Origin of the sequence: Pseudomonas resinovorans NBRC 106553 (assembly GCF_000412695.1) — a bacterium.
Classification (GTDB): domain Bacteria; phylum Pseudomonadota; class Gammaproteobacteria; order Pseudomonadales; family Pseudomonadaceae; genus Metapseudomonas; species Metapseudomonas resinovorans_A.
Window position 1 is genome coordinate 930,802 of sequence record NC_021499.1, and the last position, 17,101, is coordinate 947,902.

General features: G+C 66.9%; 15 protein-coding genes. 11 read left to right on the plus strand and 4 right to left on the minus strand.

What is annotated here, in order from left to right; all coding sequences use genetic code 11:
* Positions 1-13: 13 nt before the first annotated feature.
* Positions 14-1,222, minus strand: a complete 1,209-nt coding sequence (locus PCA10_RS04335; RefSeq protein ID WP_016490812.1) for an MFS transporter — start codon at positions 1,220-1,222, stop codon at positions 14-16.
* 287 nt (positions 1,223-1,509) lie between these two features.
* Between PCA10_RS04335 and PCA10_RS04340 the strand changes: the two genes are divergently transcribed.
* The 8 genes from PCA10_RS04340 (at position 1,510) to PCA10_RS04375 (ending at position 10,635) form a co-directional block, all read left to right on the plus strand.
* Positions 1,510-4,338: a xanthine dehydrogenase family protein molybdopterin-binding subunit gene (locus PCA10_RS04340; protein ID WP_016490813.1), complete on the plus strand. Its 2,829-nt coding sequence runs from the start codon at positions 1,510-1,512 to the stop codon at positions 4,336-4,338.
* Positions 4,331-4,870, plus strand: coding sequence for a (2Fe-2S)-binding protein (locus tag PCA10_RS04345; protein WP_016490814.1), 540 nt, complete (start codon positions 4,331-4,333; stop codon positions 4,868-4,870). Before PCA10_RS04340 ends, PCA10_RS04345 begins: the two co-directional genes overlap by 8 nt.
* 2 nt (positions 4,871-4,872) lie before the next feature.
* Positions 4,873-6,093, plus strand: coding sequence for a cytochrome c (locus tag PCA10_RS04350; protein WP_016490815.1), 1,221 nt, complete (start codon positions 4,873-4,875; stop codon positions 6,091-6,093).
* A 14-nt stretch (positions 6,094-6,107) separates the two neighbouring features.
* Entirely contained in the window at positions 6,108-7,079 is a 972-nt protein-coding gene (locus PCA10_RS04355; RefSeq protein ID WP_016490816.1) for an XdhC family protein, read from the plus strand.
* Positions 7,080-7,208: 129 nt separating this feature from the next.
* Entirely contained in the window at positions 7,209-7,775 is a 567-nt protein-coding gene (locus PCA10_RS04360; RefSeq protein WP_016490817.1) for a nucleotidyltransferase family protein, read from the plus strand.
* A 259-nt stretch (positions 7,776-8,034) separates the two neighbouring features.
* A complete protein-coding gene (locus PCA10_RS04365) occupies positions 8,035-9,474 on the plus strand; it encodes a cytochrome ubiquinol oxidase subunit I (protein WP_016490818.1) in 1,440 nt (479 codons plus the stop codon).
* A 3-nt stretch (positions 9,475-9,477) separates the two neighbouring features.
* Positions 9,478-10,485 carry a cytochrome d ubiquinol oxidase subunit II gene (gene cydB, locus PCA10_RS04370; RefSeq protein ID WP_016490819.1) on the plus strand — a complete coding sequence of 336 codons (1,008 nt, stop codon included), beginning with the start codon at positions 9,478-9,480 and terminating at the stop codon, positions 10,483-10,485.
* A gap of 9 nt (positions 10,486-10,494) precedes the next feature.
* Complete coding sequence (locus PCA10_RS04375; RefSeq protein ID WP_016490820.1) at positions 10,495-10,635, plus strand: DUF2474 domain-containing protein; 141 nt, start codon at positions 10,495-10,497, stop codon at positions 10,633-10,635.
* 109 nt (positions 10,636-10,744) lie between these two features.
* Here the strand turns inward: PCA10_RS04375 and PCA10_RS04380 are convergent, their stop codons facing one another.
* On the minus strand, positions 10,745-11,863 hold the full coding sequence (locus tag PCA10_RS04380) for a methyltransferase (protein ID WP_016490821.1): 1,119 nt from the start codon (positions 11,861-11,863) through the stop codon (positions 10,745-10,747).
* A gap of 82 nt (positions 11,864-11,945) precedes the next feature.
* On the opposite strand from PCA10_RS04380, the gene PCA10_RS04385 reads away from it, so the two are divergent.
* A complete protein-coding gene (locus PCA10_RS04385) occupies positions 11,946-12,722 on the plus strand; it encodes a ferredoxin--NADP reductase (protein WP_016490822.1) in 777 nt (258 codons plus the stop codon).
* 175 nt (positions 12,723-12,897) lie between these two features.
* On the opposite strand, the gene PCA10_RS04390 is transcribed toward PCA10_RS04385, so the two are convergent.
* Positions 12,898-13,140 carry a hypothetical protein gene (locus PCA10_RS04390; protein WP_016490823.1) on the minus strand — a complete coding sequence of 81 codons (243 nt, stop codon included), beginning with the start codon at positions 13,138-13,140 and terminating at the stop codon, positions 12,898-12,900.
* Complete coding sequence (ccoN, locus tag PCA10_RS04395; protein ID WP_051148022.1) at positions 13,133-14,569, minus strand: cytochrome-c oxidase, cbb3-type subunit I; 1,437 nt, start codon at positions 14,567-14,569, stop codon at positions 13,133-13,135. Before ccoN ends, PCA10_RS04390 begins: the two co-directional genes overlap by 8 nt.
* A 282-nt stretch (positions 14,570-14,851) precedes the next feature.
* On the opposite strand from ccoN, the gene PCA10_RS04400 reads away from it, so the two are divergent.
* Together PCA10_RS04400 and PCA10_RS04405 are read left to right on the plus strand one after the other, a co-directional pair.
* A complete protein-coding gene (locus tag PCA10_RS04400) occupies positions 14,852-16,522 on the plus strand; it encodes a nitrite/sulfite reductase (RefSeq protein ID WP_016490825.1) in 1,671 nt (556 codons plus the stop codon).
* Positions 16,519-16,995: a DUF934 domain-containing protein gene (locus PCA10_RS04405; RefSeq protein WP_016490826.1), complete on the plus strand. Its 477-nt coding sequence runs from the start codon at positions 16,519-16,521 to the stop codon at positions 16,993-16,995. The genes PCA10_RS04400 and PCA10_RS04405 overlap by 4 nt, the downstream gene beginning before the upstream one ends.
* Positions 16,996-17,101: the final 106 nt, after the last annotated feature.

The window sequence follows — 17,101 nt, forward strand, 5'->3', positions numbered from 1 at the left end:
CGAACCCCGGGCCTCAATGCAACTTGTCGCGCTTGGCCAGGGTCGGGAAGAGCCTTATCCACACGCCCGTGACGATCAGTGTGCCGACGCCGCCCATGACCACCGCCGGCACCGTGCCGAACCAGGCGGCGGTGACGCCGGACTCGAACTCCCCCAGCTGGTTGGAGGCGCCGATGAACAGGCCGTTCACCGCGCTGACCCGGCCGCGCATCTCGTCCGGGGTGTGCAGCTGCACGAAGGCCCCACGGATCACCATGCTGATCATGTCCGCCGCGCCCAGCACGGCCAGTACCGCCAGGGAGAACCAGAAGGAGGTGGACAGGCCGAAGGCGATGGTCGCCACGCCGAACACCCCCACGGCGGTGAACATGATCCGTCCGACATTGCGCTCGATGGGGAAGCGCGCCAGCCAGAAGGACATCAGCAGCGCCCCCACCGCCGGGGCCGAACGCAGCAGGCCCAGGCCCCAGGGGCCGGTGAGCAGGATGTCCTTGGCGAATACCGGGAGCAGGGCGGTGGCGCCGCCCAGCAGCACGGCGAACAGGTCCAGGGAGATGGCCCCGAGGATGTCCGGGCGGCTGCGGATGAAGCGGATGCCCGCCAGCAGGTTCTCCAGGTTGGCCGGCGCCTTGCTGGCCGGCTGCTGGCTGCTGGAAAGGCCGAGCATGAGGATGCACGCGGCGATATAGAGCACCGCCGTCGGGCCGTAGACCCAGAGACTGCCGAAGGCATAGAGCAGGCCGCCCAGGGCCGGCGCGACGATGGTCGCCGCCTGCATGGCCGAAGCCGAGGCGGCCACGGCGCGAGGGAAAAGCTCCTTGGGCACCACGTTGGGCAGCAACGCCTGGGTGGCCGGCATCTCGAAGGCCCGCGCCGCGCCGAGGACGAAGGCCATCAGGAAGATCAGCTCGCGGCTGGCGCTGTCGGTGGCGCTGCTGAACACCAGCACGCCGGCCACCAGGGCCTGCAGCACCTGGCAGGTGGCGGCGACGCGGCGGCGATCGAAGCGGTCGGCGACATGTCCGGTGTGCAGCATGAACATCACGCGGGGGAGGAACTCCACCAGCCCCACCAGGCCCAGGTCGAGCACGCTGCCGGTGAGTTGGTAGATGTGCCAGCCGATGGCGACGGTGATCATCTGGAAGCCGCTGGCCGTACAGACGCGGGCGAACCAGAACGCCATGAAGGGGCGATGGTGGCGCAGGAGAAGGGCTTGGGACATGGATGAAAATGCTTAGGTTGCTATCGGTGTGCAGCCTAGCACGGTAGCTGAAACATGCGGTTGCATTTGCAGAACAATGCGTTCGATCAGCGTATCGCTCATCAGATTTTCTGACCTGTAGGACAATTTTTTATTTGTCTGGGCCAGGGACTCCGTTAATATCTGACCTTCGAGTCAGGTAAATCCCACCGACTATTCTTGTTACGGCCCTTCCCCTCGGGAAGGGCCGACGATCGCTTCTGCACAACGAATGGGGCCGGTCGCAGCCGGCGCCGTGAGGAACGGGCATGTCCACTCCTGAATTATCCCGCCGCGCCTTCCTGCAAGGCAGCGTCGTCGCCGGTATCGGCATCAGCTTCGCGCCGCTCGGCAGCAAGGCCTTCGCCGCGCTGTTCGAAGCCCAGGTCACCCGTACGCCCGAGCCCTGGTACACCGCCAGCGGCCAGGCCCGTGGCCGCATCGACGGCGTCAGCAAGGTCTGCGGCAACAAGGTGTTCGCCCGCGACATCCGCGCCAAGGACATGCCCGGCTGGCCCCAGCAGCAGGGCCACGCGCTGCTGCTGAAAGCCACCCGCGCCGACCACCTCTACCAGGGCCTCGACCTGTCGATGCTGGGCGACGAACTCCAGCCCGATCGCCTGGTCACCGCCGTGGACCTCGCGCGTGACGGCATCGCCTTCCCCGAGGGCCACAGCCCCGATCCCTTCCTGCCCGAAGGCCAGGTGCCGATGTTCATCGGCCACCCGGTGGCGCTGCTGATCTGGAAGGACTTCGAGCGCTTCCGCCGGGCCAGGAACATCCTCAAGTCCAGCGACAAGGCGGTGCGCTACGGCGCCCAGGCGCCGTTGTACCAGCGCGACCCCTACGGCAGCTTCCGCTTCGTCCGCGTCGGCGGCGCCACGCCGTTCGAGCCGGATACCTTCTCCAGCCTGAAGGACAGCATGCTGTTCCCGCTGATCCGCGAGCGCAAACCCGCCTGGGGCGCCGGCAACCCCACGGGCGACCTGACCGCCCAGGGGCTGTTCCACGCCGAGCAGATGCAGCAGAAACTGCAGACTCCGCCGGAAGGCTGGCTGGTCTTCGATGAGCGCTACAAGACCCAGTCCATCGAGCCGGCCGCCCTCGAGGCGGACAACGGCAACGGCTGGTACGACCCGGCCAGCGGCACCCTGCATTTCGTGGTGGCCACCCAGTGCCCCTTCGAAGTGGCCGAGCAGACCGCGCACATGCTGGCGCCGTCGCGCTTCAAGGTGACCAGGCTGAACATGCACCCCGGCTACACCGTGGGTTACGGCTCCAAGGACAACAACATCTTCGTCTTCTATGCCGCCCTGGCCGCGATCTACGGCGACGGCGTGCCGGTGCGCCTGGCCAACGACCGCTACGAGCAGTTCCAGAGCGGCATCAAGCGCCATCCCTTCGACATGCACTACCAACTGGCGGTGAAGCAGGACGACCTGTCGTTCCAGATCTTCCGCGCCCACATGGATGTGGATGGCGGCGGCCGCATCAACTACAGCCCCTCGGTGGCTGCCGTGGGCGCTACCGCCGCGCAGTCCATCTACTACCTGCCGCAGAGCGACCTGGCCGCCACCGCCTACCACTCCCGTGGTGTCGAGGCCGGGTCCATGCGTGGCTACGGCACCCTGCAGACCATGGCCGCCACCGAGATGATGGTGGACGAGGTGGCCGCCCGCCTGGGCGTGGACGCCATCGAGCTGCGCAAGAAGAACGTCTTCAAGTCCGGCATGAAGAACACCCAGGGCGCCATCCCCGCCGGGGCCCTGCGCCTGGACGAAATCCTCGACAAGGCCGCCCAGCACGAGATCTGGAAGAACCGCGACGCGCGCAAGCGCGAGGAGGAGGCCAAGGACCCGGACAACTGGTACGGCGTCGGCTTCGCCATCTGCCAGAAAGACTTCGGCACCGGCTCCGAGGCACCCATGGCGAGCGTCGAGTTCACCGCCGAGGGCCGCGTGACCCTGCGCCAGATCGCCATCGACATGGGCACCGGCATGGCGACGTCCCAAGCCCTGCTGGTGGCCGACTACCTCGGCCACCCGGCCGACGATATCCGCACCGGTGTCACCGAATGGGCCGAGCTGGGCCTGACCACCAGCGGCAACCCCTACCTGATCAGCCAGGACGAGCAGGACGCCGCGCTGAAAGACCCGCGCTGGGTCGGCAAGCTGGCGTCGCCCTCGTCGGCGACCAACTCGGCCTACTACTCCGGTCACGGCACCCGCGAGGCCGCGCGCATCCTCTTCAACCACGGCCTCTGGCCGGCGGCGCTGAGCATCTGGGGCCGTGGCGAATTCGGCGGCATGGCCAACCCCTATGTGGTGCGCCGCGAGGACGCCCACTGGGTGGAAGGCAAGCTGACCGCCAACGGCCTGCCGCCGATTCCCTTCGAGCTGCTGGCGCACAAGGCCCACGAGCTGGGCCTGGTCACCGGTGTCAGCGTCCACGGCTTCAACCGCTGGGCCTGGGCCGAGGGCGAATTCGAGATCGACGGCAAGCGCGACAGCTTCCCGCTGGACGCGGTGGCGGTGAAGTACGGCGACGGCGCGACCAAGGAGAAAAAGGCGCGGATGACCAGCCATGGCTTCCACCTGCTGGATCGCAGCGCCATCAAGTACCCGCCGACCCAGCTGAACAACGCCATGGTCACCTACTACAGCCCGGTGGCCACCCTGGTGGAAGTGAAGGTGAACAAGGGCAGCTTCGAGGCGCGGGTGATCAACCACCACTCCTGGCTGGAATGCGGCCGGGTCATCGTGCCCGAGCTGGTGCGCGGCCAGCTCGAAGGCGGCATCGCCATGGGCATCGGCCATGCGTTGCTGGAAGAAATGCCGCTGTACGAGGGCGGCCCCGGTGAAGGCACCTGGAACTTCAACCGCTACCAGCTGCCCCGCGCCAAGGACTGCGCGGTCTGGACCCAGACCGCCGAAATCCTCCCGCCGCTGTCGCCCAGCGACCCGGCCAAGGGCATCGCCGAAGTGGTGATGATCCCCGTGGTCGGCGCCATCGTGAACGCCGTGGCCCATGCCACCGGCAAGCGCCTGCGCGACCTTCCCCTGACTCCGGCTCGCATCAAGGAGGCCCTCCATGGCTAAGCGCGCACTCAGCATGAACCTCAATGGCCAGGTCGTCGGCCCCTTCACCGTGGACGACGACCTGATGATGATCGAGTTCCTCCACGAATACCTGAACCTCACCGGCTCGCGCCTGGGCTGCGGCCAGGGCATCTGCCACGCCTGCGTGGCGATCCTCGACAAGCCGGACGGCACCAGCGAGGAAATCCGCACCTGCATCACCGGCGCGCATTTCTTCGACGGCAAGAAAGTGCGCACCATCGAGGGCCACGCCAAGCGCGACGCCAAGGGCGAGGTGAGCGAGCTGAACCCGATCCAGCAGAAGTTCATCGACCAGTTCGCCTTCCAGTGCAGCTACTGCACCCCCGGCTACGTCAACGCCGCCACCGTGCTGGTGGAAAAGCTCCAGCGCCAGCCGGTCAAGCGCAGCGAGCTGGAAGGGGAGATCGAGAACGCCCTGGGCAACCACATCTGCCGCTGCACGGGCTATGTCCGCTACTACAACGCCGCCCGCGAGGTGGTGGAAGGCCTCGGCCTGGTCAAGGAGGGTTGAGGATGCGTGGGTTATTTCTCGCGGCGTTGCTGCTGCCCCTGGCCGCCCAGGCGGCTGAACAATCGTCGGACAAGACGCTGATCGAACGCGGCAAGTACCTGGCCCGCGCCGCCGACTGTGTGGCCTGCCACAGCATCGAGGGCGGCGCCGAGTACGCCGGTGGACTGCCGCTGGTATCGCCCTTCGGCACCATCTACGGCACCAACATCACCCCGGACAAGGAACACGGCATCGGCCACTACAGCGCCGAGGAGTTCTACCGGGCGGTGACCCAGGGCGAGCGCCGGGACGGCGGCAAGCTGTACCCGGCCATGCCCTACACCTCCTACCACCTGCTCAAGCGGGAGGATTCGGACGCCATCTACGCCTACCTGATGAGCCTCGATCCCATCGCCAAGCCGAGCCCGAAGACCGACCTGGCCTTCCCCTTCAACGTGCGTTTCGGCATGACCTTCTGGAACATGCTCTACAAGAACCGCGTGCAGCTGGAACCGGCCGACGGCAAGGGCGAGGAGTGGCAGCGCGGCCAGTACCTGGTGGAAGTGCTGGGCCACTGCGGCGAATGCCATACCCCGCGCAACGCCCTCGGCGCCCTGCAACAGGACCTGCGCATGAGCGGCGGGGTGATCCTCGGCTACGAGGCGCCGAGCCTGCTGGCCAAGGACCTGGCCGAACGCGGCTGGACCACGGACGACCTCGCCACCTTCCTCAAGCACGGCATCAGCGACCAGGGCTCGGTGTTCAACGAGATGTACCCGGTGCTGCACCACAGCACCCAGTACCTGCCGCTGGACGACCATCGCGCCATGGCCACCTACCTGCTCGGCGAACAGCCGCCGGCGCCGCGCAGCATCAAAGCGGTGGCCGAGAGCGAGCTGGGCGAAAGCGCCGCCCGCGGCCGCCAGGACTACCTCAACCTCTGTGCCGGCTGCCACGAAGCGGCGGGCAAGGGCGTGCCCCACGTGGCGGTCGCCATGGACGGCAACACCACCCTGCGCCTCGCTGATTCGCGCAACCTGTTGCGGGTGATCGACGACGGCATTCGCGAGCAGCAGTTCACCGGCTTCGAACGCATGCAGCCAATGCCCGGCTTCAGGGATAAACTCGACGACGGCCAGATGCGCGACCTGCTCAATTACCTGCGCCAGACCTGGGGTGGCCTCGAGACCGAGGTGACGCCTGAACGGGTGGCGGAGTTGCGCGGCGAAGCCCCGTCCCACTGAAGCGAGTTCCCTCGATGCAACACCTCGATCTGCTGGTGGTGCGCAAGGCCCTGGACTGGTCCGTTTCCGGCCAGGACGTATGGCTCTGCACCGTCCTCGCCACCTACGGCTCGGCGCCCCGCGCGCCGGGCTCGTTGCTGGCGGCCAATGCCTCCGGGCACTGGATAGGTTCGCTGTCCGGCGGCTGCGTGGAGGACGACTTTCTCGAACGCCTGGCCGCTGGTGCCTTTGCCGAGCCGGTGCAGACGGTGCGCTACGGCGACGGCAGCGACACCCAGTCGTCGATCCGCCTGCCCTGCGGCGGCATTCTCGACGTGCTGGTGGAGAAGCTGGCGTCCGACTGCGACGTCCAGGCCCACCTGCGCGAACTGGAAAGCGCCCTGGCCGGCCAGCGCCGGCTGATCCGTGAACTCGACTTGTCCACAGGCGTGCGCCGCCTGTTGCCCGACCGTGGGCACGGGCCCCGGGTGGAACGCGAAGGCGACCTGCTGCGCCTGCGCGTCGGTGCCGCCCAGCGCCTGCTGCTGGCGGGCTATTCCAGCGTGGCCCAGGTGTGCGCCGAGATCGGCCAGAGCCTGGGCTTCGAAGTGGTGCTCTGCGATCCCCGCGACGAGGCGCTGCAAGGCGTCGAGCTGCCGGGGGTGGAGATCCGCCGGGAGCTGCCCTCGGAGTTCATCCGCCTGGGCGGTTGCCATGCCGACACGGCGGTGGTCGCCTTGACCCATGACCCGAAGATCGACGACCTGGCGATGCTCGAGGCGGTGCGCACCGAAGCCTTCTACATCGGCGTGATGGGCTCCATGGCCACCAGCGCCAAGCGCCTGGAGCGCCTGCGCCGGGTTGGCGGCCTGGGCGACGCCGAGATCGAGCGCATCATCGCGCCCATCGGCCTCAACCTGGGCAGCAAGACCCCCGCCGAGATCGCCCTGGCGGTGCTCGCCGATATCCTGCGGGTGCGCAATGGCATCGCTCGCGAGCGGGTGTAAGTCCGATGGGGCTCTTCCTTGTGGGGGCGAGTTCATTCGCCAAGGGCGGCACAGCTGCCCTCTGCAATCCCACAGGGCAGACCGGCGGTCTGCCTGGCGAATGAATTCGCCCCTACAGGGGAAATCCTGATGGCCTGCATAGCCTTGATCCTCGCCGCCGGTTTCGGCAATCGCTTCGGTTCCGACAAGCGCCGCGCCGCCATGGCGGACGGCCGCACCCTGTTGGCCGCCAGCCTGGCGCGGGCGCTGGAGGTGTTCGACGAGGTGCACCTGGTGCTGCGCCCGGAGGACGACCCGGCGGATCTGGGCCTGCCGGCCGACTGCGTCATCATTCGTTGCGAAAACGCCGGGCTGGGCATGGGCCATAGCCTGGCGGCGGGCGTACGGGCGTTATCCACAGGCCCGGGAGAAGCCATCGCGGTGTTGCTCGGCGACATGCCCTGGATCATGGCTTCCAGCCTGCGCGCGCTGGTGGCCAAGGCGGATCCGGCCCGCATCGTCTTCCCCATGTACCACGACGAACGCGGCCATCCGGTGCTGTTCGGCCGCGACTTCTGGCCCGAACTGCAACGGCTCACCGGCGACGAGGGCGCGCGCCGGGTGCTGCGTGCCCATGCCTCGGCCTGGGTGGCGGTGGGGGTGGACGATCCGGGCGTGCTGCGCGACGTGGACAGCCCCGAGGCGCTCGAACCGTAACCATCCCCGCAATTTCCCTGCGGCGCGCAGCCGCGCGACAACCTGTCGCGCGGCAACGAACCACAGATTCCGTCCCGGCCGAACCGGCTACTCTCTAGGCATCGCTTGATCCGCGTCAAAACCCTGGGCGTGGAATTGTGCAGGGCCGACCCGGCCCGTATTCGCCGCAGCCACAACAACAATCCTGCCCGGCGCAGTTCCCCATCTTGCGGAGCCGCGTCGAGCCCGTGCCTGTATCAACCTGATTAGAGGATTCGCCATGTTCGGCTTGGAGGCTCTCGATCTCGCCCGAATGCAGTTCGCCTTCACCGTGTCCTTCCACATCATCTTCCCGGCCATCACCATCGGCCTGGCGAGCTACCTCGCCGTACTGGAAGGCCTGTGGCTGAAGACCCGGCAGGAGGTCTACCGCGACCTCTATCACTTCTGGTCGAAGATATTCGCCGTCAACTTCGGCATGGGGGTGGTTTCCGGCCTGGTGATGGCCTACCAGTTCGGCACCAACTGGAGCGCCTTCTCCGACTTCGCCGGCGCGGTCACCGGGCCGCTGCTGACCTACGAGGTGCTCACCGCGTTCTTCCTCGAGGCGGGCTTCCTCGGCGTCATGCTGTTCGGCTGGAACCGCGTGGGGCCGGGCCTGCACTTCTTCTCCACGGTGATGGTGGCCATCGGCACCATCATTTCCACCTTCTGGATCCTCGCCTCCAACAGCTGGATGCAGACCCCCCAGGGCCACGAGATCATCGACGGCCGCGTGGTACCGGTGGACTGGCTGGCGGTGATCTTCAACCCGTCCTTCCCCTACCGCCTGCTGCACATGGCCACCGCCGCCTTCCTCGCCACGGCCTTCTTCGTCGGCGCCTCGGCGGCCTGGCACCTGCTGCGCGGCCGTGACAACCCGGCCATCCGCAAGATGCTCTCCATGGCCATGTGGATGGCGCTGATCGTCGCCCCGGTCCAGGCCTTCATCGGCGACCTGCACGGCCTCAATACCCTCAAGCACCAGCCGGTGAAGATCGCCGCGATGGAAGGCCACTGGGACAACAGCGATGGCGAGCCCACGCCGCTGATCCTCTTCGGCTGGCCGGACATGGAGCGCGAGGAAACCCGCTTCAAGGTGGAGATTCCCTTCCTCGGCAGCATCATCCTGACCCACAGCCTGGACAAGCAGGTGCCGGCGCTGAAGGAGTTCCCCAAGGAAGACCGCCCCAACGCCACCGTGGTGTTCTGGTCCTTCCGCATCATGGTCGCCCTCGGCCTGCTGATGATCCTGGTGGGCGTCTGGAGCCTGTGGCTGCGCTGGCGTGGCGGGCTGTTCCGCTCGCGGCCGTTCCTCTACCTCTGCCTGTGGATGGGGCCCTCGGGGCTGATCGCCATCCTCGCCGGCTGGTTCACCACCGAGATGGGCCGCCAGCCCTGGGTGGTCTACGGCCTGATGCGCACGGCCGATGCGGTTTCCAATCACAGCGTGACCCAGATGAGCCTGACCCTGGTGGCCTTCGTGGTGGTGTACTTCCTGCTCTTCGGTACCGGCATCGGCTACATGATGCGCCTGGTGCGCAAGGGGCCGGTCACCCATGAAGGCAAGGAACAGGGCATTGGCGGCCCCGGCCAGCACCGCACACCCGCCCGCCCGATTTCGGCCAGCCAAGAGGGCATGGACGATGACGACAACGCTGCAACCGAGGCGAGGAACTGAACCATGGGCGTCGACCTTTCACTGATCTGGGCCATCATCATCATCTTCGGCGTGATGATGTACGTGGTGATGGACGGTTTCGACCTCGGAATCGGCATCCTCTTCCCCTTCGTCAAGGACGATGGCGAGCGCGACGTGATGATGAACACCGTGGCGCCGGTCTGGGACGGCAACGAGACCTGGCTGATCCTCGGTGGCGCGGGCCTGTTCGGTGCCTTCCCGCTGGCCTATTCGGTGGTGCTCTCGGCCCTCTACCTGCCGCTGATCCTGATGCTGCTGGGGCTGATCTTCCGGGGCGTGGCCTTCGAGTTCCGCTTCAAGGCCAGGCCGGCCAAGCGGCACCTGTGGGACAAGGCCTTCATCGGCGGCTCGATCACCGCGACCTTCTTCCAGGGCGTGGCGCTCGGCGCCTACATCGAAGGCATCCCGGTGGTGGACCGCGCCTTCGCCGGCGGCTCCCTGGACTGGCTGGCACCCTTCCCGCTGTTCTGCGGCCTGGGCCTGATCGCCGCCTACGCGCTGCTGGGCTGCACCTGGCTGATCATGAAGACCGAAGGTCGCCTGCAACAGCAGATGCACGACATGGCACGGCCGCTGGTGCTGGTGCTGCTGGGCATCACCGGCATCGTCAGCATCTGGACCCCGCTGGCCCACGCGGACATCGCCGCCCGCTGGTTCAGCCTGCCCAACCTGTTCTGGTTCATGCCGGTGCCGATCCTGGTGCTGGTGTGCACCTGGGCGCTGCTGCGGGCGGTGGCCAACAACGCCCACCACGCGCCGTTCGTGCTGACCCTGGTGCTGATCTTCCTCGGCTACAGCGGCCTGGGGATCAGCCTCTGGCCCAACGTGATCCCGCCGTCCATCTCCATCTGGGACGCCGCCGCGCCGCCCCAGAGCCAGGGCTTCATGCTGGTGGGGGCGCTGTTCATCATCCCCTTCATCCTGATGTACACCGCCTGGAGCTACTACGTGTTCCGCGGCAAGGTGACCCAGGAAGACGGCTATCACTAGGAGCGTCCTGTGGACAAGTCCGAGCGCAAACCCCTGTGGCAACGCCTGGCCTGGCTGCTGGGCATCTGGACCGCCAGCGTCCTGGCCCTGGGCGCGGTGGCCTACCTGCTGCGGATGTTCATGGCGGCGGCGGGGTTGAGTACCCCGTAGGGGCGAATTCATTCGCCAAGCAGGCCGAAGGCGTGCCCTGTGAGCCTGGTGGGGCAGCTGCGCTGCCCATGGCGAATGAATTCGCCCCTACAAGGTTCTGGAGGCTGCGTTACTTGCTGGCTTTCAGCACCACGAACTTCGGCGTCGCCGCCACTTGCTCCACCCCACGGAACAGGCGCTTGAGCTTGGCGTGATAGCCCAGGTGGCGGTTGCCCACTATCCACAGCTCGCCACCCGCCACCAGGGCGTTGCGCGCCTGGACGAACATGCGCCAGGCGAGGAAGTCGCCCACCACCTGCTGCTGGTGGAAGGGCGGGTTGCACAGCACCAGGTCCAGGGAGTCCGCCGGTTGCTCGGCCAGGCCGTCGCCGGCGCGGATATCCGCCGGGCGCTCGCCGAGGGCGGCACGCCAGTTTTCCCGGGCCGACTGCACGGCCATGTAGGACTCGTCCACCAGGGTCATCTGCGCCTGGGGATTGTTCAGGGCGTAGACGATGCCCAGCACGCCGTTGCCGCAGCCCAGGTCCGCCGCACGGACGTCCGCGAGGCTGCGCGGCAGGTGCGGGAGGAAGGCGCGGGTGCCGATATCCAGGCCCTCGCGGCAGAACACGTTGGCGTGGTTGAGCAGGGTGAGTCGCGGCTGCTCCAGCTGGTAACGGCTGGGGTAGGGCGAGGCGACGGCCGGCTTCTGTTCGGGAGTGGCGATCAGCAGGCGCGCCTTCTTCACCGCCAGGGACGGTTGCATCGGGCCGATGTACTTCGCCAGCAGGTCGCCCGCGGCATGGGGCAGGTGCTTGACCATGCCGGCCGCCACCACGGTGGCGCCGGGGGCCAGTTGGCCATGCAGGCGGATCAGCTGTTCTTCGAGCAACGCCAGGGTCTTGGGCACGCGAATCAGCACCCGGTCGAAGGGCCCGCTGCACGCCTCGCTGGCCGGCACGAAACGCACCGGCGCCAGCTGGTTGCGCGCCAGGTTGCGCTCAAGGGCGATGTGGCCCAGGTGCGAGTCGCCGCTGCTGGTGACCTGGGCGAAGGGCGCGAGGCTCGCGGCCAGGGCGCCGAAGCTGTCGTTGAGCACCAGGATGCGGGTATCCGCCGAGATGCCCTGCTCATGCAGGTGGTTGAGCAGGTATTCGTCTGCGGCGTCGAAGGCCAGCAGCGGGTCGTCCTGCTGTTCGGGCTGACGGACCAGGTCGAGCTGGGCGAAAGGCGTAGCGAATATAGGCATAAGAACCGGCGGTGTTTCTGCGGGCCGCTTTGCGAGACACTGGAGCGGCCTTTGGACGAATCGGAAAGAGTGGGAGCGGAGTATGACCGCCAGCGAAGAGAAGTTCACCCGTCAGACCCTGCAGGACGTGCAGACCCTGACGCCCAACCTGTTCACCCTGCGTACCACCCGCGATGCGGGCTTCCGCTTCCGCGCCGGGCAGTTCGCCCGCCTGGGGGTCACCAAGACCGACGGCAGCACCGTCTGGCGCGCCTATTCCATGGTGTCGGCGCCCCATGACGAGCACCTGGAGTTCTTCTCGATCGTCGTGCCCGGTGGCGAGTTCACCAGCGAGCTGTCGCGCCTGAAGGAAGGCGACACCCTGATGGTGGACAAGCAGGCTTTCGGCTTCCTTACCCTCGACCGCTTCATCGATGGCCGCGACCTCTGGCTGCTGGCCACCGGCACCGGCCTGGCGCCCTTCCTGTCGATCCTCCAGGACCTGGAAGTCTGGCAGCGCTTCGAGCGCATCATCCTGGTCTACAGCGTGCGCAACGCCGCGGAGCTGGCCTACCAGCCGCTGATCGACGACCTGAAGAACCGCGACTACCTGGACGGCGTCGCCGACAAGCTGCTGTACATCCCGGTGGTGACCCGCGAGGAAGTGCCCGGCGCCTTGCACGGGCGCATCACCACCCTGATCGAGAACGGCGAGCTGGAACGCGCCGCCGGCCTGGCGCTGACCCCGGAGCATTCCCGCGTGATGCTCTGCGGCAACCCGCAGATGATCGACGACACCCGCGCCGTGCTGAAAAGGCGCGACATGAACCTCAGCCTGACCCGCCGGCCGGGGCAGGTGGCGGTGGAAAACTACTGGTAAGGCAAGGCACGGAAGCTTCCGTAGGATGGGTAGAGCGGAGCGAAACCCATGCTGCCTGGTAAAGCAGCGAACGCCGCTTTCTTGTGGGGGCGATTTCAATCGTCAAGGGCTGCGCAGCAGCCCCCTTCGGGCCCGGTAGGGCAGGCCTGCTTGGCGAATGAATTCGCCCCTACGTTCAAGCGTCCAGCTCAATGCGCGTACAACCCCCATCACACCTTCCCGGACAACCGCACCCCGTGCTGCTGCGCCCGGTGGCGCGCTCCATGCGCCGGGCCACCGGTTCGTCGTCGGCGAAGGGCAGCATGGTGGCTTCGTCGATCTGCCGCTGGCTGCGGCCACCCAGGCAGGCCTGGGTGGCGAGGAAGAAGAAGGTGGCGGCGGCCAGGCTGAGCAGGGCGTAGAGGCTTTCGCTATCCATGGGCCACCGCCTGCGGCACCGTTTCGGTGGTGCGTGCATCGCCCACCCGCACCGTGCGCCAGGTATTCCAGGCCATCAGCAGCATCCCGGTCAGGAAGAAGGCGCCGCCGAGCAGGCGCACCGCGAAGCCGGCGTGGCTGGCTTCCAGTGCCTCGACGAAGGAGTAGGTGAGGGTGCCGTCCTCGTTCACCGCGCGCCACATCAGGCCCTGGGTGATGCCGTTGACCCACATCGAGGCGATGTAGAGCACGGTGCCGATGGTGGCCAGCCAGAAGTGCGCGTTGATCAGGCCGACGCTGTGCATTCCTTCGCGACCCCAGAGACGCGGGATCAGGTGGTACAGCGAGCCGATGGTGATCATCGCCACCCAGCCCAGGGCCCCGGCGTGCACGTGGCCGATGGTCCAGTCGGTGTAGTGGGACAGCGCGTTCACGGTCTTGATGGCCATCATCGGCCCCTCGAAGGTACTCATGCCGTAGAAGGCCAGAGACACCACCAAAAAGCGCAGGACCGGGTCTTCGCGCAACTTATGCCAGGCCCCGGAGAGGGTCATCATGCCGTTGATCATGCCGCCCCAGCTGGGCGCCAGGAGGATGATCGACATCACCATGCCGAGGGACTGCGCCCAGTCGGGCAGGGCGGTGTAGTGCAGGTGGTGCGGGCCGGCCCAGATGTACAGGGTGATCAGCGCCCAGAAGTGGACGATGGACAGCCGGTAGGAATAGACCGGGCGATTGGCCTGCTTGGGGATGAAGTAGTACATCATCCCGAGGAAGCCGGTGGTGAGGAAGAAGCCCACCGCGTTGTGGCCGTACCACCACTGGACCATGGCGTCGGTGGCCCCGGAATACATCGAGTAGGACTTGAACCAGCTAACCGGGATGGCCATGTGGTTGACGATGTGCAGCATGGCCGTCACCAGGATGAAGGCGCCGAAGAACCAGTTGCCCACGTAGATGTGCCGGGTCTTGCGCTTCATGACAGTGCCGAAGAACACCACCGCGTAGGCCACCCAGACGATGCCCATCCACACCGCGCCGGCGAACTCCACCTCGGCGTATTCCTTGGTGGTGGTCAGGCCCTGGGGCAGGGTGACCAGCAGGATCAGCGCCAGCGCCTGCCAGCCCCAGAAGGTGAAGGGCACCAGCGGGCCGCCGAACAGCCGCGCCTGGCAGGTGCGCTGCACCGTGTAGTAGCTGGTGGCGAACAGCGCGCTGCCTCCGAAGGCGAAGATCACCAGGTTGGTGTGCAGCGGCCGCAGGCGGCCGAAGCTGGTCCAGGGCAGGTCGAGGTTCAGTTCCGGCCAGACGAGCTGGGCGGCGATGAACACCCCCATGCCCATGCCGACGATGCCCCAGACCAGGGTCGTCAGGACAAACTGGCGGACCACCTGGTAGTCGTAGGACGGTTCCGGGATTGCGGTGTTCATGTGCGGGCCTTTCGAGTGGGAGAGATTGGCGGACGCCATTCTGGAAAGGTCGCTGAAATGGAAACAGACTCAGATAATCTGGCTTTTTAGAGCTCAGACAGGTGGGTAAGCCCCGTGTAGGAGAGAGCTCTGCTCGCGAAGCGCGTCAAATCGCGAGCAGCGCTCGCTCCTACACCGGTCGAACCATCTGATACGGTTTTTCCTGTCGGACCTGGCGCTGTTTCCTACTCGCTCGCGCACCCATAGTGAAGGCCCCCGCACGCCTCGCTGGAGCCCGCTTGCATGTACCACTACGACGACTACGACCGCGCCCTGGTGCAGGAGCGCGTGGCGCAATTCCGCGACCAGGTGGCGCGGCGCATCAGCGGCGAGCTGACGGAAGAGGAGTTCCTGCCGCTGCGCCTGCAGAACGGCCTGTACCTGCAGAAGCACGCCTACATGCTGCGGGTGGCGATTCCCTACGGCACCCTGTCGTCGAACCAGCTGCGCTGCCTGGCGCGCATCGCCCGTGAGCACGACCGTGGCTATGGCCACTTCACCACCCGGCAGAACATCCAGTTCAACTGGATCGAGCTGGCCGAGGTGCCGGACATCCTCCAGCAACTGGCCGAGGTGGAGATGCACGCCATCCAGACCTCCGGCAACTGCGTGCGCAACATCACCACCGAGGCCTTCGCCGGGGTGGCCGCCGATGAGCTGCTGGACCCGCGCCCGCTGGCCGAGATCCTCCGCCAGTGGTCCACCATCAACCCGGAATTCCTCTTCCTGCCGCGCAAGTTCAAGATCGCCCTGTGCGCGGCGGAGGAAGACCGCGCCGCCATCCAGATGCACGACATCGGCCTCTACCTGTACCGCGACGATGCCGGCGAAATGCGCCTGCGGGTGCTGGTGGGTGGCGGCCTGGGGCGCACGCCCATCCTCGGCCAGCAGATTCGCGACGGCCTGCACTGGCGCCACCTGCTGTCCTATGTCGAGGCCATCCTGCGGGTCTACAACCGCCATGGGCGGCGTGACAACAAGTACAAGGCGCGGATCAAGATCCTGGTCAAGGCGCTGGGCATCGAGGCGTTCGCCCGCGAGGTGGAGGCCGAGTGGCAGCACCTGAAGGACGGTCCCGCCGAACTCACCGAGGCCGAATACCAGCGCGTGGCCGCCAGCTTCGATGCGCCGGCCTACGCCCGCCTGGACGATGCCGACCTGGATTTCGGCAGCGCCCTGGCACGGGACCCCGAGTTCGCCCGCTGGTGCGCGCGCAACCTGCAACCGCACAAGGTGCCGGGCTACGCCGCGGTGGTGTTGTCCACCAAGCCGGGGCCGGACATGCCGCCCGGCGACGTGACCGCCGCGCAGATGGAGGCGGTGGCCGATTGGGCCGAACGCTTCGGTTTCGGCGAGATCCGCATCGCCCACGAACAGAACCTGGTGCTGCCCGACGTGCCCAAGGCCGATCTCCACGGGCTCTGGCGACTGGCCTGCGAGCAGGGCCTGGCCACCGCCAACATCGGCCTGCTCACCGACATCATCGCCTGCCCGGGCGGCGACTACTGCGCACTGGCCAACGCCAAGTCGATCCCCATCGCCCAGGCGATCCAGGCGCGCTTCCAGGACCCGCAGGCGTTGCAGGACCTCGGCGAGCTGAGCCTGAACATCTCCGGCTGCATGAACGCCTGTGGCCATCACCACATCGGCAACATCGGCATCCTCGGGGTGGATAAGGGCGGCAGCGAGTGGTACCAGATCACCCTCGGCGGCGCCCAGGGCATGCACAGCGAACTGGGCAAGGTGATCGGCCCGTCCTTCAGTGCCGATGAGGTGCCCGACGTGATCGAAAAGGTGGTGGACACCTACCGCGACTACCGCGAAGCCGAGGAGCGTTTCGTCGACACGGTGCGGCGCATCGGCCTGGAGCCCTTCAAGGAGCGGGTCTACGCCCGCGCGGAGGTGCCGGCATGAACAACCTGATCAAGCTGCTGGACGGTCAGGCCCGCCTGGTGGACGACCCCTGGAGCCTGGTGCGCGAAGCACAAGGGGCGCTGCCGGAGGGGCCGCTGATCCTGCCGCTGGCGCTCTGGCGCGAGCGCGACGGCGCTGACGGACTGCTGCTGCAGCCGGATGACGAGGTGGAGGCGCTGGGGCCGCTGCTGTCCGGGGTGCCGCTGATCGCCGTCGAGTTCCCCAGCTTCCGTGACGGTCGCGGCTACAGCCAGGCCTACCTGCTACGCACCCGCCTCGGCTGGCGCGGCGAGCTGCGCGCGGTGGGCGATGTGCTGCGCGACCAGCTCAGCCATATGCGCCAGTGCGGCTTCGATGCCTTCGCCGTGCGCGAGGATAAATCCGCTGAGGATGCCTTGAAGGGATTGGCCGGATTGAGCGTGCTCTATGGCCGTTCGGTGATAGAGCCAAGACCGCTATTTCGTAGGCGCTAAGAGATTTCGTACATGATTGGTAAAAAATCGCCACTTAAAGCGGCAGGAACTCTGACTTAGCATTCGCAATTCGTTTATCCGAACCGGAAACCAATGGACAGCGATT